The sequence below is a fragment of the Pantoea sp. Ae19-2 genome (assembly GCF_059801205.1).
The window spans coordinates 1,941,082-1,959,568 of sequence record NZ_JBCHWE010000001.1; the positions used below are offsets into that span (position 1 = coordinate 1,941,082).

An 18,487-nucleotide genomic window follows, 5' to 3' on the forward strand; every position below is an offset into this window, starting at 1 on the left:
TCAGATTACGCCGCAGGCAAAGCGTGCCCCGCCGCCGCCGAGCGGTTTCGGGTGATCCGCGTGATTATCGCCGCCCACGTGAACCATCAGTGCCTTGCCTTTTATCTCACTCAGGTTTTTGATCCGGGGTGCCAGCATGGGATAGCTGGCCTTGCCCTGGTCATCCACGTAGAGCGCTGGCAGGTCCCCTAAGTGACCTTCACCGTAGGGTCCGAGATGTTTACCGGTATTATCCGGGTCCAGATGACCACCCGCCGCGCCCGCGGCCACCGTTTTCCCCTCTGATTCACCTGGTTCACAGCTGCCTTTTGCATGGACATGGAAGCCGTGGATGCCCGGTTTTAGCCCCGCCAGCATGGGCGTAAACTGCAAACCATATTGCGTTTCTTCGATCTTCACCGTGCCAACAGATTTGCCGATACCCTGCGGCGACACCTCATGAATCGTCACCTCTTCACTGGCGGCCTGGGCTGCGCCGCAGGTTAACAGCGTCAACAACGCGATAGTTTTCACTTTCATTGTGGCTCCTTAGTGCTCTGGGTTCAGCTTAAGCCTGGCCTCAGTGCGCAAAGATTGCCGCAAATTGACGAATGTTTACGCTCAGGGTACGTCGTAGCCCAGCGCTGCTTTACGAATACGGAACCACTGTTGGCGACTGAGCGACAGATCCACGGCCCCCGCCGCCTCGGTGACGCGCTGGATTTTGCCGGAGCCGATGATAGGTAACGGCTTGCTCGGCAAGCGCATCACCCACGCGTAGACGACCTGTTCCAGACTGGATGCGCCTGTCTCCTCTCGGACCCGCGCCAGCTCGTCGCGCAACGGCTGGAAATGGGGATCGCTGAACAGACGTCCGCCCCCGAGACAGGACCATGCCATAGGGCGCAGGCGTTGCTGCTGGCAGTGATCCAGCGAACCATCCAGCAGCACGTTTTGCTGAACGGGAAAGATTTCAAGTTGATTAGTGACCAGGCTAAAAGGCAGACGCGACTGCAACAGGGCAAACTGCGCAGGTGTAAAATTGGACACGCCGAAATGAAGCACTTTACCGGCCTGATGCAGTTGAAGAAACGCCTCGGCAACGTCATCGGCGTCCATAAGGGGATCGGGCCGATGAATCAACAGGAGGTCGAGATAATCGGTGTGAAAAGCCTGCAGCGAACGCTCTGCGCTGGCAAGAATGTGTGCGGTATCGGTGATGTAATGGCCAATCTGATGTTCGGGTTTGGCGCGCGTCGCAATGCCGCATTTCGTGACAATCTGAAGCCGCTGGCGCAGCGAGGGTGCCTGTTTTAATGCTTCACCAAACGCCGCCTCGCAACGGTAATCACCATAAATATCGGCATGATCGACCGTGGAAATCCCCAGTGAAAGATGGTGTTCAATAAAGGCGACCCGTTGCTGTGGCGTCATGTCCCACTCCATCAGGCGCCAGTAGCCCATAATCAGCGGTGAAAAGTGGGGGCCCTGTGGCGCAATAGCTTGCGGTTGTAACATCGTGTTCTCCCTGTGACACAAAAGCGGCTGGTTGTCTGTCAGGGAGTATAACGGAAATTGCGCGGGGGTCAGAACAAGGTCGGTTGCTGGGGTTCCTGAGGCTCATCCTTATGCTGTTGACGCAGCATACGCAGGCGGCGCTGATGGCAAAGGCGCAGCACGTCACGTTTCTGGCTGTCGGTATAGCGCATCCAGTTAAAACGCTCGTCGCGGCTGCGCAGGCAACCGAGGCAATAGCCACGTGAATCTGTCTGACAAATACTCCGGCATGGACTGGGAACCGGAAAAAACTCAAGCTGCTCTGCCACAACTGCCCCCGCTAAAACGTGCATCCCTCTATTGAAGACAGACTGGTGCGATTGTGCAAGAAATAATCACAACACGGACGATTTATTCACTTTCAATACGTGATGATTTAACACTCTGTGCCTGTCCCGCGATTAAAATTTGCATTAGACCGATTGGTCTACCAGGATAAAGCCCATGAACAAGATGCCACAACGTCATGAAACACGTGAACACCTGCTGATAACGGGCGAGAAGCTTTGCCTGCAGCGCGGATTTACCGCCATGGGGCTGAGTCAGCTGCTGACACAGGCGGCCATTCCGAAAGGGTCGTTTTATCACTATTTCCCGTCAAAAGAAGCGTTTGGCGTTGCCCTGCTTGAGCGCTACTTTGTCCGCTACCTGCATGAGGTAGAGCAACAGTTGTCTCAGCCAGCGGGCACGGTGAGAGAACGATTGTTAGACCATTTCAGACATGCGCTTGCGGTGTTTGAACAACAGGGGCACATCGTCGGTTGTCTGAGTGTGAAACTGTCGGCTGAAGTTTGCGACCTGTCTGAACCCATGCGCGGTGCCCTGCAGCACGGTGCCAGTCATGTTATCGCGGCTTATAGCCGCGCCTTAACGACGGCACAGCAGGAAGAAGGACTGATATTGCCGCATCCGCCTGAACAGCTGGCAGAGCTACTCTATGTCTTGTGGCTCGGAGCCAGTTTGCAAAGCAAGCTTTCCCGTAAGGCACAGCCCCTGCGGCTGGCATTTATTACCATCGAACAGTGGCTGAAAGCGCCACTGGTTTAAAAAACCACAATTTGTAGACGACCGGTCTACTTGAAAGGAGTTGTTATGGCGAGTACTCAGCTGTTTCGTCCGCTAAAAGTTGGCGCAATTACCGTGCCTAATCGTGTCTTTATGGCCCCGCTGACGCGCTTGCGTAGCATTGAGCCAGGCGATATCCCGACGCCGTTGATGGCCGAATACTATCGTCAGCGCGCCGGGGCGGGCCTGATTATTACCGAAGCGACCCAGATTTCTTTCCAGGCCAAAGGCTATGCGGGTGCGCCGGGTTTGCACACCCAGCAGCAAATCGCCGCGTGGAAAAATATCAACGAAGGTATCCACCAGGCAGGCGGACACAGTGCCGTACAGCTGTGGCACACCGGCCGTATTTCACACAACAGCGTCCAGCCGGAAGGTAAAGCGCCGGTTGCGCCTTCGGCGATTCCCGCAGGCACACGCACTTCCCTGCGTGCCGAAGACGGCAGCGTGTATCGCGAAGATACCTCAGTGCCGCGCGAACTGAGCATCAGTGAAATTCAGCAAATCGTTGCCGATTTTGGTCAGGCCGCTGCCAATGCGCGGGAAGCAGACTTCGACATGCTGGAACTGCACTCCGCTCACGGCTATCTGATGCACCAGTTCCTGTCACCGTCCTCGAATCAGCGTACCGATGAGTACGGCGGCAGCGTTGATAAACGCGGACGTTTTGCGCTTGAAGTGGTCGATGCCGCGATTGCCAACTGGTCAGCGGATCGTGTTGGTATCCGTGTCTCTCCTGTCGGCAGCTTCCAGAACCTGGATAATGGCCCGAACGAAGAAGAAGATGCACTGTGGTACATCGCTGAACTGGCGAAACGCAAGATTGCCTATCTGCATATGTCAGAACCTGACTGGGCAGGCGGTACACCTTACAGCGACGCCTTCCGTCAGAAAGTCCGTGATACCTTCCCGGGCGTAATTATTGGCGCTGGCGCTTACACCGTTGAGAAAGCGGATGATCTTATCAGCCGCGGCTTGATCGATGCCGTTGCCTTTGGTCGGGATTACATCGCTAACCCGGATCTGGCCCAGCGTTTACAACAAGATGCACCACTGAATCCACAGCGTCCCGAATCCTTCTACGGTGGCGGCGCTGAAGGCTATACTGACTATCCTGCACTGTAAAACGCAGGCAGCCGTGAGTCTTTCACGGCTGCGGTTATTCTTTGGCGATTATCGTCGCTATACTGAGTGTTTGTGTCATCCGGGGATGACGTTTTTCAAAAGAGGAAGCTATGCGTTTACTTCATACCATGCTGCGCGTTGGCGATTTGCAACGCTCCATTGATTTTTACACTCGCGTGCTGGGCATGCGCCTGCTGCGCCAAAGCGAAAACGCTGAATATAAATATACCCTGGCGTTTGTGGGCTACACCGAAGAGAGCGAAGGTGCCGTTATTGAGCTGACCTACAACTGGGGCGTTGAAAGCTACGATCTCGGTAACGCTTATGGTCACATCGCGTTGGGCGTTGATGATGTTGCCGCAACCTGCGAGCGCATCCGTAACGACGGCGGTAACGTGACGCGTGAAGCCGGCCCGGTCAAAGGTGGCACCACGATCATTGCCTTTGTTGAAGATCCAGACGGTTATAAAATCGAACTGATTGAAAATAAACATGCCGGACACGGCCTCGGCAGCTAAGCCGTCAACATCAGCCTGCGCAACGCGGGCTGATTCTCGCTTACCTTACCTGTACCTGCTGCAGACGGGGCGCTTTTTTGGCATACTACGCGCTGCCCTTTTTCTGCAATGAGATCCTGATGTCTGAATCGTCTTCCCCCAACGCACTCAATCAACGCTTTCGTGGTTTCTATCCCGTGGTTATCGATGTGGAAACGGCGGGCTTCAATGCGCAAACCGATGCGCTGCTGGAAGTCGCGGCCATTACGCTGAAAATGGATGACGAGGGTTGGCTTCATCACGACCAGACACTGCATTTTCATGTTGAACCTTTTGTCGGCGCTCTGCTGCATCCGGAAGCCCTTGCCTTTACCGGCATCGATCCCAGCAATCCGTTACGGGGCGCGGTGAGCGAATACGAAGCCTTGCATGCCATTTTTAAACTGGTGCGCAAAGGCATTAAAGATACCGGGTGCAATCGCGCGATCATGGTGGCGCATAATGCGACCTTCGATCTTAATTTTATGAATGCTGCCGCCGAACGCGCCAGCCTGAAACGGAATCCGTTTCATCCTTTTGCCACTTTCGACACGGCCGCCCTGAGCGGGTTAGTGCTGGGTCAGACGGTACTGGCCAAAGCCTGCAAAGCGGCCGGGATGGAATTTGACAGCAGTCAGGCGCACTCTGCGCTGTATGACACGCAGCAAACGGCCACGCTGTTCTGCGAACTGGTCAATCGCTGGAAACGTCTGGGAGGCTGGCCGCTGGCTCTAGCGGAAGAGGCAACAGAAGATCAGGGCGCGGCGGAGTAAAGGCCCGTTAAACGAAGAAAAGGCCGACGATGTCGGCCTTTTTTTATTATTCCGCTTCTTTAAACTTCTCAGCGGTTTCTTTGACCAGCGGTTGTAATTCGCCACGCTGGAACATCTCAACAATAATGTCGCAGCCGCCAACCAGTTCGCCATCGACCCACAGCTGAGGGAAGGTTGGCCAGTTAGCATACTTTGGCAGCTCTGCGCGAATATCCGGGTTCTGCAGAATATCCACGTAAGCGAAGCGCTCACCACAGGCAGACAGCGCCTGAACCGCCTGGGCAGAGAAACCGCAGCTTGGCAGTTTCGGCGAACCTTTCATGTACAGCAGGATCGGGTTTTCTGCGATCTGGCGCTGAATTTTTTCTACAGTACTCATTATTGCCTTCCTTAATTCGTCACTTCGTGTTTCTTTATTGTAGCGACTTCCCTTCAGGACTGAAAATGAGATTTTCTTCCCGTTAGGGCAAACCGCCATGTTTGTTAAGTCCGCTTGCGCGCTATCCACCCGCTCATCGGGACCCGAAAGGTGAATGTATTAATAATTTGCAATAATTTTGCTGAGTTAAGCTGCTGAAATTGCTTATTTATGCCTGCTTTTTACCCAAGTTATTAATTAATAAAAAAAGGACTTACTGTTTTAAAAAAAACTGGACTAGAATGTCTTCGGCGCTGATCGTTGATCAGATTTTTCTTAACCTTGTCAGATATCTGTTGAACCTGACAGCTTAACCAGTAAACGGACTATGCGTTCAATTATTACGCTTCTTATTCTGGCTTTTGCGCAACTGTTCTTTAACGTCGCCTCTGCATCACCGCAGGCGCCGGTTAAGGCCAGCTTGCATAAGGTAGAGAAAAAAAGTGCGCGCGAAGATGAGCGGCGCAAGCGACGCACGGTTAAAGCGTCGGCGAAAAAAAGCCGTTCCTCCGCAGAGCAGAAATCCAGCAAAACGCTTAAAACCAGTAAAAATCCCTCTCACGCGGTTGCCTCTCACAAAACCCTGACCAAAGCGACTGATTCACACAAGAAGCTCACAAAAAAAGTGGCGGCCAATGCCACCAGCAAGAAACGCTATGGTCATCAACGCGCGGTGAAGGTGGCGAAAGCGAACAGCAAGGATACCGGCACCATCAAAATGAGCAACGCACACCGTCAGCGCTATCAAAAAGCACGTGAAACGGCGATGGCAAAACTGATGGGACAGCTGGGCAAGCGCTACCAGTGGGGCGGAAAATCGCCGCATACCGGTTTCGACTGCAGCGGCCTGGTGTGGTACGCCTACAAAGATGTGGTGAAATTTAAAATTCCGCGTACTGCAAATGAAATGTATCACCTGCGGGATGCCGCGCCGGTGAATCGGGAAGCGCTGGAGAAAGGCGATCTGGTGTTTTTCCGCATCAACGGACGTGGCACGGCCGACCACGTGGGTGTTTACCTGGGTAACGGTAAATTTATTCAGTCACCGCGTACCGGAAAGGACATTCAAATCAGTGCGTTAAGCGAAGATTACTGGCAGCGCCACTATATTGGTGCGCGTCGCGTCATGACGCCAAAAACCGTTCGCTAAACGTCACTCCTCCGTCATACCGACGGAACGCAGCCGGGACAGGGAAACCTTCCCGGCTTTTTTATTAGTTCAGAATGGCGGTAAAGCTGAACGCAATAATCATCAACAGTGCAGCCGCCGTGGTCATCAATGACAGTTTCAGATCGGTACTCATCACAACTCCTTAGGCACAATTTTAGTAGGGGTTAAGCATTTTCCCACACGCGTGGGTAAAAATCTCGTTTTATCCGTGCAGCCTTGTTAGAATCCCCTCTTTGTTGCGCAACAGCGCGCAACATCGGTTGCGTCAGCACCCTTTTCAACCGTTATTTCCTGCCCCGATGCCCCATAACCGGTCAGAAAAACGATTTTTTTGCAGAAATAACCGTCCGCTGACGCAAACGTTTAACAACATGCTTATCAACAGGTTAGATAAGCCCGGGAGTTCGATTTTCATGGCAACAATTAAAGATGTGGCGAAACGTGCAGGCGTCTCTACCACAACCGTTTCTCACGTCATCAATAAGACGCGCTTTGTCGCAGAAGATACCCGCGAAGCGGTCTGGGAAGCGATTCGGGAATTACATTATTCACCCAGCGCCGTAGCACGCAGCCTGAAGGTGAATCACACCAAAACGCTGGGCCTTTTGGCCACCTCCAGCGAGGCGCCCTATTTCGCTGAAATTATTGAAGCCGTGGAGAATCACTGCTTTGATAAAGGCTACACCCTGATTTTAGGCAACGCGCATAACGACCTGCAAAAACAGCGTGCCTACCTCTCGATGATGGCGCAGAAGCGCGTCGATGGGCTGCTGGTCATGTGTTCTGAGTACCCGGATGATTTGCTGCAAATGCTGGAAGCCAACCGCAATATTCCCATGGTGGTCATGGACTGGGGCGAATCCCGTGCCGATTTTACTGACACGGTGCTGGATAATGCGTTTCAGGGCGGTTATCTGGCCGGCCGCTACCTCATCGAACGCGGGCATCGCGATATCGGCGCCATTCCAGGGCAAATGGAACGTAACACCGGTGGTGGCCGTCATGCCGGTTTCCTCAAGGCGCTGGAAGAAGCCGGTATTCAGCCGCGTTCAGAGTGGATTGTGCAGGGCGATTTCGAGCCTGAATCCGGGTATCAGGCTATGCAGCAAATTCTGTCGCAGAAGCAGCGCCCAAGCGCGGTGTTCTGCGGTGGCGATATTATGGCCATGGGCGCTATCTGTGCCGCCGATGAAATGGGCCTGCGCGTCCCGCAGGATATTTCGGTGATTGGCTACGATAATGTGCGCAACGCACGCTATTTCACGCCTGCACTCACTACCGTGCACCAGCCAAAAGCGCAACTGGGGGAGAAGGCTCTGGAGATGCTGCTGGACCGCATTACCAGCAAGCGTGAAGAGTCGCAAACCATCGAAGTGCATCCGACACTGATTGAGCGACGCTCTGTAGGCTACGGTCCCTATCGCGACTACCGTCGCTAATCCTCGCTCAACCACTCCTGATTGAGCGTTTGCGCATCACCCAGGTAATTGAGCAACCAGCCCAATGCCGGTGATGCGCGATCTTCCGCCCAACTGACGCAGCAGGGACTTTCTGGAAAAGGCTGGGGCAAGTTAAGTTCGGTCACTTCGCCGCTGTCCAGTAGCGGGCGGGCTAAGTGCCCCGGCACCATTGCGACGCACAGCCCGGACCGGACGCAGTCCAGCCCGGTCTGCCATTCAGGCACCACCAGTCGGCGTTGATTATCCAGAGCCCAGGTCATACGGCGCGGTAACGCACGCGAGGTGTCTTCCAGCACCAGCGAAGGCCAGTTGCGCAACGCCTCATCATCCAGCCGGGCGACCTGGGTTAACGGATGTTCCCGCGCGACGATGCAGCGCCAGTTCAGGGTTCCCATATCGCGGAAAGCAAACCGCCCGCCCACCGGAATCGCCTGAGTCGCGCCTATTGCGACCTCGACTCTTCCGTCAGCCAGCGCATCCCATACGCCGTTAAACACTTCATAACTGATGTGGAGCTCCATATCCGGAAAGTGGCGGTAGAAATCCCTGACGAACTGACGGGTTCGGTGCGGTTTCACAATGCAGTCCACCGCAATCGCGATTTGCCCTCGCCAGCCGTTGGCCAGTTGCTGGCACTGACGGCGCGTGGCATCCATTTTTTTGATGACGCTGCGGCCTTCTCGCACAAAATGTTCGCCCGCAGGTGTCAAAACAACCTCCCGGTGCTGCCGTTCAAACAGCGGTACCGCCAGCCAGGTTTCAAGCTGGCGAACGGTATAGCTGATGGCAGAAGGCACACGGTGCAACTCCTGGGCCGCAGCACTGAAACTGCCGCCACGCGCGACCGCATCAACCACTTCAAGCGCATATTCAGACCACATATCCTGCCTTTAAATTTTTTAACAGCAACAGGCAAATTTTACCGTTTCACAGTATGAAGTACAGCTTTTACACTGCCCCGCGTTTATCCTGCAAAAAATGAGAATCAGATGTCAGCTTCTAAAGGATTCATTCCCTATCTTGCCGTGCTCAGTATGCTGGGCTTTCTGGCCACCGATATGTACCTGCCCGCCTTCGGGGCCATGCAGCAAAGTTTTAACACCTCCGCCGGGATGATCAGCGCCAGTATGAGCCTGTTCCTGGCGGGTTTTGCCTGTGGTCAGCTGGTATGGGGACCGCTGTCAGATCGTATTGGCCGCAAACCGGTATTGCTGGCAGGACTGAGCCTGTTTGCGCTGGGTTGTGCGGGGATGCTGTGGGTGGACGACGTCGTACTGATGCTGGTGCTGCGCTTCATTCAGGCCATCGGCGTGTGCGCGGCTGCCGTGAGCTGGCAGGCCCTGGTGGTCGATCGCTATCCTCAGTCGCGCGCGAATAAAGTCTTTGCCACTATTATGCCGCTGGTCGCGCTGTCTCCTGCGCTGGCCCCGCTGCTGGGAGCCTGGCTGATTAGCCATTTTCACTGGCGCTCAATTTTTGTCGTTCTGACCGCGATTGCCGCAGCCCTGATCTTGATTACGCTGCGCCTGCCATCGGTACAAACAGCCCGCCGCCCGGCCCCGTCACAGCCCGGTTTTATGACGCTGCTGCGTTCACGCGTCTACAGCGGTAACGTCCTGATGTATTCTGCCTGCTCGGCCAGCTTTTTTGCCTGGTTGACCGGATCACCGTTTATTCTGGCAGCGATTGGCCTGTCGCCTGCTGATATCGGCTTAAGCTATATTCCGCAGACCATTGCTTTCTTAGTCGGCGGTTTTGGCTGCCGTGCGCTCCTTAACCGTTTCAAAGGGGCGCAGTTGCTGCCATGGCTGCTCATCGTCTATAGCCTTAGCGTACTGGCCCTGTTTGCCGTCGCCCTGTCAGGCTCGGTTTCACTCACCGCTTTGCTGGTGCCGTTTTGCGGCATGGCGCTGGCGAACGGGGCGATTTATCCCATCGTCGTATCCAGTGCACTTCTGCCCTTCCCCCATGCGACCGGCAGAGCCGCCGCCCTGCAGAACACGCTGCAGCTGGGCCTGTGCTTTGTCGCCAGCCTGGCCGTCTCGGCGGGCCTGACCCAGGCGCTGTTCACCACAACGCTCATCATGGCGGTGACGATTGTACTGGCGCTGGCAGGCTATCAGATGCAGCGCCGCACCGGCGCACAAACTGATATTGCCTCAACGGCACATCCCTGCCAGGATAATAACTGAGGCAACGACTTTTGTCGTCTGAGTGATCAACACGTGACGGGCCCGCCAGCGCCTCCTGTGCCGGGCCCTGATTCGCCGTACCATCATAATAACAATGTTTGACGCAGCCTCATCGCTGTGAAGGTGTCTTTGTGGGCAAATGCACTCTGCTGGCCCTTGCATTGCACCCTTTCTCTGTACGCTTAAGGTTGTCTGGCGCAAGGCGTCATCTGTGACTTTTCTCATAATCCTGAGAAACGGCTCCTGCTCTTTCTCAGGTTCTGACAGTTCTGGTGATGGAGTGGCTATGAGTTCAACATGTGTAGCAGAAGTGAATATCGAACGAAACCATTGGTACCGTATCGTTCATGAGTTATTGCAAAAAGCAGACATCGAAATCAACGGTTCCCGCCCATGGGACATTCAGGTTAAACATCCCGATTTTTTTAAACGCGTCCTGCAAAAGGGCTCCCTGGGGCTGGGCGAAAGTTATATGGACGGCTGGTGGGAGTGCGAGCGGCTGGATATGTTTTTTCATCGGGCGTTGAAACATAAGCTTGATGAGCAGCTTCCTCATCACGTGCAGGATATCGTGCGCATTGCGCTGGCCCGGCTGGTTAACCTGCAGTCGAAAAAACGGGCCTGGCAAGTCGGCAAAGCGCACTATGATCTGGGTAATGACCTTTTTACCCTGATGCTCGATCCTTACATGCAATACTCCTGCGGCTACTGGAAAGACGCCACTACGCTTGAGGCGGCACAGGAAGCCAAACTGGACATGATCTGTCGCAAGCTGCAACTGAAACCCGGTATGACCTTGCTGGATATTGGCTGTGGCTGGGGCGGTCTGGCGGCTTATGCAGCAAGAAACTATGGCGTCAGCGTACAAGGCGTGACGATCTCTGCAGAACAACAAAAGCTGGCGCAGCAACGCTGCGAAGGGCTGGATGTCACTATCCTGCTTCAGGATTATCGCGATCTGAATCAGCAGTTTGACCGCATCGTCTCGGTGGGGATGTTCGAACACGTGGGGCCGAAAAACTACCCAACCTACTTTGCCACGGTCAATCGCAACCTCAAGCCAGACGGAATTTTTCTGCTGCATACCATTGGCGCGCTCAAAACGGATATGCACGTCGATCCGTGGATCGGCAAGTATATTTTCCCGAATGGCTGCCTGCCTTCTTTACGCCATATTGCCGACGTCAGCGAACCGCATTTCATTATGGAAGACTGGCACAATTTCGGCGCTGACTACGACACCACGCTGATGGCCTGGCATGAGCGTTTCCAGCGAGCCTGGCCTGACCTGGCCGGACGTTACGAAGAACGTTTCCGACGCATGTTCTCCTACTACCTGAACGCCTGCGCCGGTGCGTTTCGCGCCCGTGAGATTCAGCTCTGGCAGGTTGTCTTCAGCCGTGGCGTTGAGGGGGGATTGCGGGTGGCGCGATGATTGCGCCCGTTTATGCGCCGTGGCAAGGTCAATACTGTCCGGACCGAACGCGGACGGCAGCCGGTAAGCCCGGTTGCCGCGTTATCTGCCTGCCCCCACCTTCGCAGACGGGAAAATCGCGATCTTAAACCGCAGTCCAGGGCAGCAGCACATTCACGCCGGGCGTTTTCGCCCGGGCAGTTGACACTGCACAGACGTCAGTCGTCCTGGAAAACAGCGGGCGACACGGCAACCTGCTGGCCTGTGGGCAACGCTTTGGTCACGGCTGGCGTTATTTACCGCTATTTACCGCTATTCATCCCGATCCGTTTCGGGCTGATCGGCCTGCTCTGCCAGTGCCCTGAGCGCGGCATCTTCACGCTGGGCGAGGACGCGCTCCACCGTGTCCACAATAGCCTGAGTATGGGGATCGATTTCGATGTTAACTCTGTCGCCGAAGGTTTTGGCGCCGAGAGTGGTTCGCTCCAGCGTCTCGGGGATAAGATAAACGCAGAATTTTGTTTTGGTCACGTCGCCTACGGTCAGACTGATACCGTCGATGCCCACAAATCCTTTGTGCAGGATATATTTCATCTGCAAAGGATCCTGAATTTTAAACCAGACTTCGCGGTTGTTTTCAGAGCGGACAATTTTGCAGATTTCAGCCGTGGTCATGATGTGGCCGGACATCAGGTGGCCGCCAATTTCATCGCTGAATTTTGCCGCCCGCTCGATATTCACCACATCGCCCTGCTTGAGATCACCAAGATTGGTCACACGCAGAGTTTCTTTGATCAGGTCAAAACTCACCAGATCGCCGTTGATTTCGGTGACGGTCAGGCAGCAACCGTTATGGGCAACCGATGCGCCCAGCGCTAAACCCGGCAACAGGTCAGCAGGAAGCCTGGCCACATGGGTGCGAAACAGACCTTTATCTTCAATGGACACGATTTCTGCGGTGCCCTGCACAATACCGGTAAACATAGTCTTTGCCTCTACGAAATTTGTGCCAGTTTAACACAGCCATGCTTAAGTGTTAGGTTTCAACAGCCTGAGAGACAGGCGGCACAAGTCCAAAACGCATTGCGTGACAAAGATTGGAGAAATCGGTCGCGCCAGTTACACTAAGCCCTGCTTCGTCTGAAGCAGTCCTCATTTCTTTATTAATCAGATAAGTCAGGTGTTTACGTGCAGAAGTATTTAACAGAAGCGCGTCAATTGCTGGCCCTCGCGATCCCCGTTATCCTGGCTCAGGTGGCGCAAACCGCGATGGGATTTGTAGATACCATTATGGCCGGCGCTGTCAGCGCCACGGATATGGCCGCCGTTGCTGTTGGCACGTCCATTTGGCTTCCCGCCATCCTGTTTGGTCATGGTGTTTTACTGGCATTGACGCCCACCATTGCGCAACTTAATGGTTCAGGTCGCCGTGAGCGAATCGCTGAACAACTTCGTCAGGGCTTTTGGCTGGCGTTTTTCCTTTCTCTGCTCATCATGCTGGTGTTGTGGAATGCCGGGTATGTTATCCGCTCGATGCATGATATCGATCCGCTGCTGGCAGAAAAGGCCGAGGGCTATCTGCATGCCCTGCTGTTTGGCGCGCCAGGCTACCTGTTTTTTCAGGTTATGCGTAACCAGTGCGAGGGGCTATCCAAAACCAAGCCCGCGATGGTGCTGGGTTTTCTTGGGCTGATGCTGAATATCCCGCTGAACTACATTTTTATCTACGGCCATTTCGGCATGCCGGCGCTGGGCGGCGTAGGCTGTGGCGTGGCGACGGCCTCGGTGTACTGGGCCATGTTCTTCTGCATGCGTTTTTGGGTACGACGGATGCGCAGTATGCGAGACATTCGCGTAGAGAGCCGCTGGTCAGCGCCGTCACGCGTTATCCTGCAACGTCTCACAGGGTTGGGTTTGCCGGTCGCGCTGGCGCTGTTTTTTGAAGTGACCCTGTTTGCCGTGGTGGCCCTGTTAGTCTCGCCGTTGGGGATTGTTAACGTCGCCGGGCACCAGATTGCCCTGAACTTCAGTTCGCTGATGTTTGTCCTGCCGCTGTCGTTGGGCGTTGCCGCCACCATTCGCGTTGGCTATCGGCTGGGTCAGGGTTCGACAGAGCAGGCGCGGGTCGCCGCGTGGACCGCGCAGGGCGTTGGCGTCAGCATGGCGGTGATTACGGCCATTTTTACCGTGACCTTTCGCCATCAAATTGCCCAGCTTTATAACGACAATCCCGCGGTGGTCACGCTGGCTGCGCAACTGATGATGCTGGCTGCGATTTACCAGATTTCAGATTCTATTCAGGTGATCGGCAGCGGAATTTTGCGCGGTTATAAAGATACGCGATCGATTTTCTTCATTACCTTTATCGCTTACTGGTTGCTGGGTTTACCTTCTGGTTACATCCTGGCACTGACCGACTGGGTGGTGCCGCGCATGGGGCCAGCCGGCTTCTGGTGTGGATTTATCGTTGGCCTGACGTCGGCCGCCGTTATGATGCTGTGGCGCGTGCGACGTTTGCAGCAGCTTCCTGCGGAATTAATTCTTACGCGCGCGTCTCGCTAACTCGCTGAACGGGCCCGAAAAGGCCCGTTACGTTCAAAAAAACGGCGCATCGCGCAGATGATGTTCATTCATTGGCAAATTTGCGTTTTTCCCCTTGCCAGCCTCTTACGCTGCCGTTAATATTCGTCCCCGCTGTCGCCCTGACAGCGTGTTGCGCTCTTAGCTCAGTTGGTTAGAGCACCACCTTGACATGGTGGGGGTCGATGGTTCGAGTCCATTAGAGCGCACCAAGTGCGTCCGTAGCTCAGTTGGTTAGAGCACCACCTTGACATGGTGGGGGTCGGTGGTTCGAGTCCACTCGGACGCACCAAATTTGATATGCGCTCTTAGCTCAGTTGGTTAGAGCACCACCTTGACATGGTGGGGGTCGATGGTTCGAGTCCATTAGAGCGCACCACTCTTTTTACGTCCTTTCTTCTTTTGCGCAACAACCCTTTTCTTGATTTACATTACCTTTACGTACTGTTTTTCGATTGGTTTTCGCATACTTAGTGATTATACTGGCCGCGTTGTCCTACTTGAAAGGTTTCAGCGACTACGTGCTTATGACGATAATAAAGATTGTTTGCGCAACAACGTCCCGGTGGTTAACCAAGCTAACCACGCAACTTCCCTGCACGCCTGGCCTTCGTCACCTATTCTTATCCTGTACTGCCCTTTTCGATTTCAACCAGAGTTCTCATTTCGGTGCACTGTCATCGAAATCCTGTTTTTCATCCATCACAACTTACAGATAACCCGTCATGAAAAAGACTAAGATCGTTTGTACAATCGGCCCAAAAACCGAATCCGAAGAGATGCTGACTCAGCTGCTTGAAGCAGGCATGAACGTCATGCGTCTTAACTTCTCTCACGGTGACTATGCAGAACACGGTCAGCGTATTACCAACATGCGTGCCGTGACGAAAAAAACCGGCATTCCTGCGGCTATCCTGCTGGATACCAAAGGGCCGGAAATCCGCACCATGAAGCTGGAAGGTGGCAACGATGTGTCACTGAAAGCCGGTCAAACCTTTACCTTTACCACCGACCAGAGCGTGATTGGTAACAACGAGCGTGTTGCCGTGACCTACTCAGGCTTCGCGAACGATCTCAAAATTGGTAACACTGTACTGGTCGACGATGGTCTGATCGGCATGCAGGTCACCGAAGTCACTGAGAACAGCGTTGTGTGTGAAGTACTGAACAACGGCGATCTGGGCGAAAACAAAGGCGTTAACCTGCCTGGCGTTTCCATCCAGCTGCCTGCCCTGGCAGAGAAAGACAAACGCGACCTGATTTTTGGTTGTGAGCAAGGCGTGGATTTTGTTGCAGCCTCGTTTATTCGTAAACGCTCAGACGTGCTGGAAATTCGTGAACACCTGAAGCAGCACGGTGGCGAAAACATTCAAATCATCTCCAAGATTGAAAACCAGGAAGGCCTGAATAACTTCGACGAAATCCTCGAAGCCTCGGACGGCATCATGGTTGCGCGTGGCGATCTGGGTGTTGAAATCCCGGTTGAAGAAGTGATCTTCGCGCAGAAGATGATGATTAAAAAATGTAATAAAGCCCGCAAAGTTGTCATCACCGCGACGCAGATGCTGGATTCCATGATCAAGAACCCGCGTCCAACCCGCGCTGAAGCTGGCGACGTGGCTAACGCCATTCTGGATGGAACAGATGCGGTGATGCTGTCTGGCGAGAGCGCGAAAGGCCGCTATCCGCTGGAGTCGGTCACCATCATGGCGACCATCTGTGAGCGTACCGACCGCGTGATGAAGCCACGCATCGACGGACAGAATGACAGCCGTAAGCTGCGCATTACCGAAGCCGTTTGCCGCGGTGCCGTTGAGACAGCCGAAAAACTGGAAGCGCCGCTGATTGTAGTCGCCACAGAAGGCGGTAAATCAGCTAAGGCCGTGCGTAAGTACTTCCCTAATGCAACCATCCTGGCACTGACCACCAACGCCACCACGGCGCGCCAGTTGATTCTGAGCAAAGGAATTGAGACACGTATGGTCAGCGAAATCGCCTCTACCGATGATTTCTATCACCTGGGTAAAGAAGCGGCGCTGGAAAGCGGTTTTGCTCAGAAAGGTGATGTTGTTGTGCTGGTTTCAGGTGCGCTGGTACCCAGCGGAACGACCAATACGGCATCGGTACACGTTCTGTAATATCGCGTTTAACGCCTCTTTTTTAAAAAGCGCCTTCAAAGGCGCTTTTTTATTGTCTTCATAATACAGATTCAGGAAAAAGCCAGCGCGTAATGACAATAAAAATGCGCTGCAAATTAAGGTTAATCCGATTAAATCTCTCTGTTTTAGCTAAATTTTTTTATGTTGTTCTTCAATTCGCTGCTTCTTTGAGCGAACGATCATGTTTAAGCATGTTCTTATCAAAAAATTATTCTCAAGTTAAAAAGCTTTGTGTAATACTTGTAACGCTACATGGAGATTAACTCAATCTAGAGGGTATAAATAATGAATCGTACTAAACTGGTACTGGGCGCGGTAATCCTGGGTTCAACTCTGCTGGCTGGTTGCTCAAGCAACGCTAAAATCGACCAGCTGTCTTCAGACGTTCAGACTCTGAACGCTAAAGTTGACCAGCTGAGCAACGACGTGAACGCAGTGCGTTCTGACGTTCAGGCTGCTAAAGATGACGCAGCTCGCGCTAACCAGCGTCTGGACAACCAGGCTCACTCTTACCGTAAGTAAGAGTTCTGGTTTTAAAAATGGTGCCCTTGTGGCACCATTTTTTTTGTCTGCAGTTCGGGATAACGACGTCCACCCTACTCGCCCACAGCGCGCTGGGATGACGCAGAGGCCGCAGCCTCATCCTGTATCGGCTCACCCGCACTGACCAGCACAGGCATGCCTGAGCGACGCGTCAGCGTGGCTTTAATCAACGCTCTGTCACTCTTCTCGCTCTTCATAAAGGATCTGAAGTCCGCACTGAGCGCTAACGGAGCCGTTTGCGGATCCTCCTTCTCATTACGTGACAGCGGCTGATGCACCTCAACGTAGCGCTTACCATCCGGTTCAACGCTGAACTTTACCGGTTGGTTAATAATCTGTACCCGCGTCCCTACCGGCACGCTATTGAACAGCGCTTCGATATCCTCGGTACGTAAACGAATACAGCCTGAACTGACGCGCATACCGATACCAAAATTGGCATTGGTGCCGTGGATAAGATACTGGCCTGTTCCACGCGCCATACGCAGCGCATGCAGCCCCATGGGGTTATCCGGGCCTGCTGGCACGACGGCGGGCAGCGTGATGCCCTCTTTGGCATAGCGCTTGCGGATATTCGCCGTGGGCGTCCACGTAGGATTGGGTATTTTCTGGCTGATGCTGGTCACCATAATGGGCGTGACGATCCCCATCTGACCAATGCCAATGGGGTACACGATAACCTTGTCTTCGCCCTTTGGATAATAGTACAACCGCAGTTCGGCCAGGTTCACCACAATGCCTTCACGCGGCGTGTCCGGAAGAATCATCTGCAGAGGAATGGTCAACTGGGTGCCCGGTTTCGGTAACCAGGGATCGGTACCGGGATTCGCTTCCAACATGCCCAGCAGCCCGACCTGATAACGCGCAGCAATCTCTTCAAGAGGACGTTTGTTATCCGGTACCTGGGTCACCACATTCTCACCAATCAGGCGGCTGTCGGCGGGCGGTAACGGGTATTCCGTGGCAAAAACGGGTGCAGAGAGCCCAAAACAGGTCAGCAGCAATGCACCAGCTAAACGCAAAGCAGGTTTCATGCGGTTTTTCTCGTCAGATAGTAAAAAGACGCCGGATGGCGTCTTTGAAGTGTATCTTAGCTGAGGTTCTGAGCGGTATGGCGAATTGACTTAATCATCGCTTCCAGCCCCTGCGAACGCGTTGGCGTGAGGTGCTGAACCAGGGCCAGTTCGCTGAACCAGTGGCGCACATCCAGCGCCACAATGTCAGCGGGCTGCAGGTTTTGATAGAGACTAAATACGATAGCTATCAATCCCTTAACAATGGCTGCATCACTGTCACCTTCAAAGCCGATGGTGCCATCTGCCTGCGGTGTCATCTTGATCCACACCTGGCTCTGGCAGCCCGTAATGGCATGTTCGGGCTGATGCAGTGTTTCAGATGATTCCGGAAGTTTGGCACCCAATTCAATGATGTAGAGGTACTTCTCTTCCCAGTTGGCGCAACGGTTGAAGTTGCGCACCAGTTTCTCTTTTTCTGGCAACGTCGCCATTAATCACT

Annotated in this window: 20 protein-coding genes and 3 tRNA genes; 14 read left to right on the forward strand and 9 right to left on the reverse strand. The window is 53.9% G+C overall.

The window, feature by feature from the left end:
* The 3 genes from sodC to AAIE03_RS08925 form a co-directional block, all read right to left on the reverse strand.
* The gene (gene sodC / locus AAIE03_RS08915) at positions 1–519 is read right to left on the reverse strand and encodes a superoxide dismutase family protein (protein ID WP_014593613.1); all 519 of its coding nucleotides are present in this window, start codon (positions 517–519) and stop codon (positions 1–3) included.
* An 81-nt stretch (positions 520–600) separates the two neighbouring features.
* Positions 601–1,497 (reverse strand): aldo/keto reductase, encoded by an 897-nt coding sequence (locus AAIE03_RS08920; protein ID WP_498562954.1) that lies wholly within the window; start codon positions 1,495–1,497, stop codon positions 601–603.
* 68 nt (positions 1,498–1,565) lie between these two features.
* Complete coding sequence (locus AAIE03_RS08925; protein ID WP_071785158.1) at positions 1,566–1,805, reverse strand: DUF1289 domain-containing protein; 240 nt, start codon at positions 1,803–1,805, stop codon at positions 1,566–1,568.
* Positions 1,806–1,980: 175 nt separating this feature from the next.
* Here AAIE03_RS08925 and AAIE03_RS08930 point away from each other — a divergent pair, with 175 nt between their 5' ends.
* From AAIE03_RS08930 to rnt, 4 genes are all read left to right on the forward strand, one after another.
* Positions 1,981–2,583, forward strand: coding sequence for a TetR/AcrR family transcriptional regulator (locus AAIE03_RS08930; RefSeq protein ID WP_014605950.1), 603 nt, complete (start codon positions 1,981–1,983; stop codon positions 2,581–2,583).
* Between the two features lie 45 nt (positions 2,584–2,628).
* Entirely contained in the window at positions 2,629–3,726 is a 1,098-nt protein-coding gene (locus AAIE03_RS08935) for an alkene reductase (RefSeq protein ID WP_250331012.1), read from the forward strand.
* Positions 3,727–3,836: 110 nt separating this feature from the next.
* The gene (gene gloA / locus AAIE03_RS08940) at positions 3,837–4,244 is read left to right on the forward strand and encodes a lactoylglutathione lyase (protein WP_110286828.1); all 408 of its coding nucleotides are present in this window, start codon (positions 3,837–3,839) and stop codon (positions 4,242–4,244) included.
* A 119-nt stretch (positions 4,245–4,363) separates the two neighbouring features.
* Positions 4,364–5,035 (forward strand): ribonuclease T, encoded by a 672-nt coding sequence (gene rnt / locus AAIE03_RS08945; RefSeq protein ID WP_029569947.1) that lies wholly within the window; start codon positions 4,364–4,366, stop codon positions 5,033–5,035.
* A gap of 46 nt (positions 5,036–5,081) precedes the next feature.
* On the opposite strand, the gene AAIE03_RS08950 is transcribed toward rnt, so the two are convergent.
* Positions 5,082–5,417 (reverse strand): Grx4 family monothiol glutaredoxin, encoded by a 336-nt coding sequence (locus AAIE03_RS08950; RefSeq protein ID WP_170934913.1) that lies wholly within the window; start codon positions 5,415–5,417, stop codon positions 5,082–5,084.
* 364 nt (positions 5,418–5,781) lie between these two features.
* On the opposite strand from AAIE03_RS08950, the gene AAIE03_RS08955 reads away from it, so the two are divergent.
* Positions 5,782–6,603, forward strand: coding sequence for a C40 family peptidase (locus AAIE03_RS08955; protein WP_019105305.1), 822 nt, complete (start codon positions 5,782–5,784; stop codon positions 6,601–6,603).
* 64 nt (positions 6,604–6,667) lie between these two features.
* Here AAIE03_RS08955 and cydH read toward each other — a convergent pair whose 3' ends face one another.
* Positions 6,668–6,757, reverse strand: a complete 90-nt coding sequence (gene cydH, locus AAIE03_RS08960; protein ID WP_019105306.1) for a cytochrome bd-I oxidase subunit CydH — start codon at positions 6,755–6,757, stop codon at positions 6,668–6,670.
* Positions 6,758–7,037: 280 nt separating this feature from the next.
* On the opposite strand from cydH, the gene purR reads away from it, so the two are divergent.
* Positions 7,038–8,063: an HTH-type transcriptional repressor PurR gene (gene purR / locus AAIE03_RS08965; RefSeq protein WP_014605954.1), complete on the forward strand. Its 1,026-nt coding sequence runs from the start codon at positions 7,038–7,040 to the stop codon at positions 8,061–8,063.
* Here the strand turns inward: purR and punR are convergent.
* Complete coding sequence (gene punR / locus AAIE03_RS08970; RefSeq protein WP_014593608.1) at positions 8,060–8,965, reverse strand: DNA-binding transcriptional activator PunR; 906 nt, start codon at positions 8,963–8,965, stop codon at positions 8,060–8,062. The two genes, purR and punR, sit on opposite strands and share 4 nt — an antisense overlap.
* Before the next feature lie 108 nt (positions 8,966–9,073).
* Between punR and punC the strand changes: the two genes are divergently transcribed.
* Entirely contained in the window at positions 9,074–10,276 is a 1,203-nt protein-coding gene (punC, locus tag AAIE03_RS08975; protein WP_013025605.1) for a purine nucleoside transporter PunC, read from the forward strand.
* A gap of 286 nt (positions 10,277–10,562) precedes the next feature.
* A complete protein-coding gene (cfa, locus tag AAIE03_RS08980; RefSeq protein ID WP_024471835.1) occupies positions 10,563–11,711 on the forward strand; it encodes a cyclopropane fatty acyl phospholipid synthase in 1,149 nt (382 codons plus the stop codon).
* 291 nt (positions 11,712–12,002) lie between these two features.
* On the opposite strand, the gene AAIE03_RS08985 is transcribed toward cfa, so the two are convergent.
* Entirely contained in the window at positions 12,003–12,674 is a 672-nt protein-coding gene (locus tag AAIE03_RS08985; protein WP_014605957.1) for a riboflavin synthase, read from the reverse strand.
* 204 nt (positions 12,675–12,878) lie between these two features.
* Between AAIE03_RS08985 and AAIE03_RS08990 the strand changes: the two genes are divergently transcribed.
* The 6 genes from AAIE03_RS08990 to AAIE03_RS09015 all read left to right on the forward strand — a co-directional run bounded on the left by AAIE03_RS08990 (position 12,879) and on the right by AAIE03_RS09015 (position 16,951).
* Positions 12,879–14,252: an MATE family efflux transporter gene (locus AAIE03_RS08990; RefSeq protein ID WP_014605958.1), complete on the forward strand. Its 1,374-nt coding sequence runs from the start codon at positions 12,879–12,881 to the stop codon at positions 14,250–14,252.
* Between the two features lie 153 nt (positions 14,253–14,405).
* Positions 14,406–14,482: transfer RNA gene (locus AAIE03_RS08995), tRNA-Val, on the forward strand.
* A gap of 3 nt (positions 14,483–14,485) precedes the next feature.
* A tRNA-Val gene (locus AAIE03_RS09000) sits at positions 14,486–14,562 on the forward strand.
* Between the two features lie 10 nt (positions 14,563–14,572).
* Positions 14,573–14,649, forward strand: a tRNA-Val gene (locus AAIE03_RS09005).
* Between the two features lie 346 nt (positions 14,650–14,995).
* Complete coding sequence (pykF, locus tag AAIE03_RS09010) at positions 14,996–16,408, forward strand: pyruvate kinase PykF (RefSeq protein ID WP_013025600.1); 1,413 nt, start codon at positions 14,996–14,998, stop codon at positions 16,406–16,408.
* 306 nt (positions 16,409–16,714) lie between these two features.
* Complete coding sequence (locus tag AAIE03_RS09015) at positions 16,715–16,951, forward strand: major outer membrane lipoprotein (protein ID WP_006118977.1); 237 nt, start codon at positions 16,715–16,717, stop codon at positions 16,949–16,951.
* 74 nt (positions 16,952–17,025) lie between these two features.
* Here the strand turns inward: AAIE03_RS09015 and AAIE03_RS09020 are convergent, their stop codons facing one another.
* Together AAIE03_RS09020 and sufE are read right to left on the reverse strand one after the other, a co-directional pair.
* Positions 17,026–18,006 (reverse strand): L,D-transpeptidase family protein, encoded by a 981-nt coding sequence (locus tag AAIE03_RS09020; RefSeq protein ID WP_013025599.1) that lies wholly within the window; start codon positions 18,004–18,006, stop codon positions 17,026–17,028.
* Positions 18,007–18,062: 56 nt separating this feature from the next.
* Positions 18,063–18,479, reverse strand: coding sequence for a cysteine desulfuration protein SufE (gene sufE, locus AAIE03_RS09025; RefSeq protein ID WP_013025598.1), 417 nt, complete (start codon positions 18,477–18,479; stop codon positions 18,063–18,065).
* Positions 18,480–18,487 lie beyond the last annotated feature (8 nt).

What these genes read in the sequence shown, in the direction of transcription:
- AAIE03_RS08955 (WP_019105305.1), top strand. Translation starts at nt 5,782, where the DNA reads ATGCGTTCAATTATTACGCTTCTTATTCTGGCTTTTGCGCAACTGTTC.
- AAIE03_RS08920 (WP_498562954.1), bottom strand. Translation starts at nt 1,497, where the DNA reads ATGTTACAACCGCAAGCTATTGCGCCACAGGGCCCCCACTTTTCACCG.
- cfa (WP_024471835.1), top strand. Translation starts at nt 10,563, where the DNA reads ATGAGTTCAACATGTGTAGCAGAAGTGAATATCGAACGAAACCATTGG.
- purR (WP_014605954.1), top strand. Translation starts at nt 7,038, where the DNA reads ATGGCAACAATTAAAGATGTGGCGAAACGTGCAGGCGTCTCTACCACA.
- AAIE03_RS09020 (WP_013025599.1), bottom strand. Translation starts at nt 18,006, where the DNA reads ATGAAACCTGCTTTGCGTTTAGCTGGTGCATTGCTGCTGACCTGTTTT.
- punR (WP_014593608.1), bottom strand. Translation starts at nt 8,965, where the DNA reads ATGTGGTCTGAATATGCGCTTGAAGTGGTTGATGCGGTCGCGCGTGGC.
- pykF (WP_013025600.1), top strand. Translation starts at nt 14,996, where the DNA reads ATGAAAAAGACTAAGATCGTTTGTACAATCGGCCCAAAAACCGAATCC.
- sufE (WP_013025598.1), bottom strand. Translation starts at nt 18,479, where the DNA reads ATGGCGACGTTGCCAGAAAAAGAGAAACTGGTGCGCAACTTCAACCGT.
- cydH (WP_019105306.1), bottom strand. Translation starts at nt 6,757, where the DNA reads ATGAGTACCGATCTGAAACTGTCATTGATGACCACGGCGGCTGCACTG.
- AAIE03_RS08985 (WP_014605957.1), bottom strand. Translation starts at nt 12,674, where the DNA reads ATGTTTACCGGTATTGTGCAGGGCACCGCAGAAATCGTGTCCATTGAA.
- gloA (WP_110286828.1), top strand. Translation starts at nt 3,837, where the DNA reads ATGCGTTTACTTCATACCATGCTGCGCGTTGGCGATTTGCAACGCTCC.
- punC (WP_013025605.1), top strand. Translation starts at nt 9,074, where the DNA reads ATGTCAGCTTCTAAAGGATTCATTCCCTATCTTGCCGTGCTCAGTATG.
- AAIE03_RS08935 (WP_250331012.1), top strand. Translation starts at nt 2,629, where the DNA reads ATGGCGAGTACTCAGCTGTTTCGTCCGCTAAAAGTTGGCGCAATTACC.
- rnt (WP_029569947.1), top strand. Translation starts at nt 4,364, where the DNA reads ATGTCTGAATCGTCTTCCCCCAACGCACTCAATCAACGCTTTCGTGGT.
- AAIE03_RS08930 (WP_014605950.1), top strand. Translation starts at nt 1,981, where the DNA reads ATGAACAAGATGCCACAACGTCATGAAACACGTGAACACCTGCTGATA.
- AAIE03_RS09015 (WP_006118977.1), top strand. Translation starts at nt 16,715, where the DNA reads ATGAATCGTACTAAACTGGTACTGGGCGCGGTAATCCTGGGTTCAACT.
- sodC (WP_014593613.1), bottom strand. Translation starts at nt 519, where the DNA reads ATGAAAGTGAAAACTATCGCGTTGTTGACGCTGTTAACCTGCGGCGCA.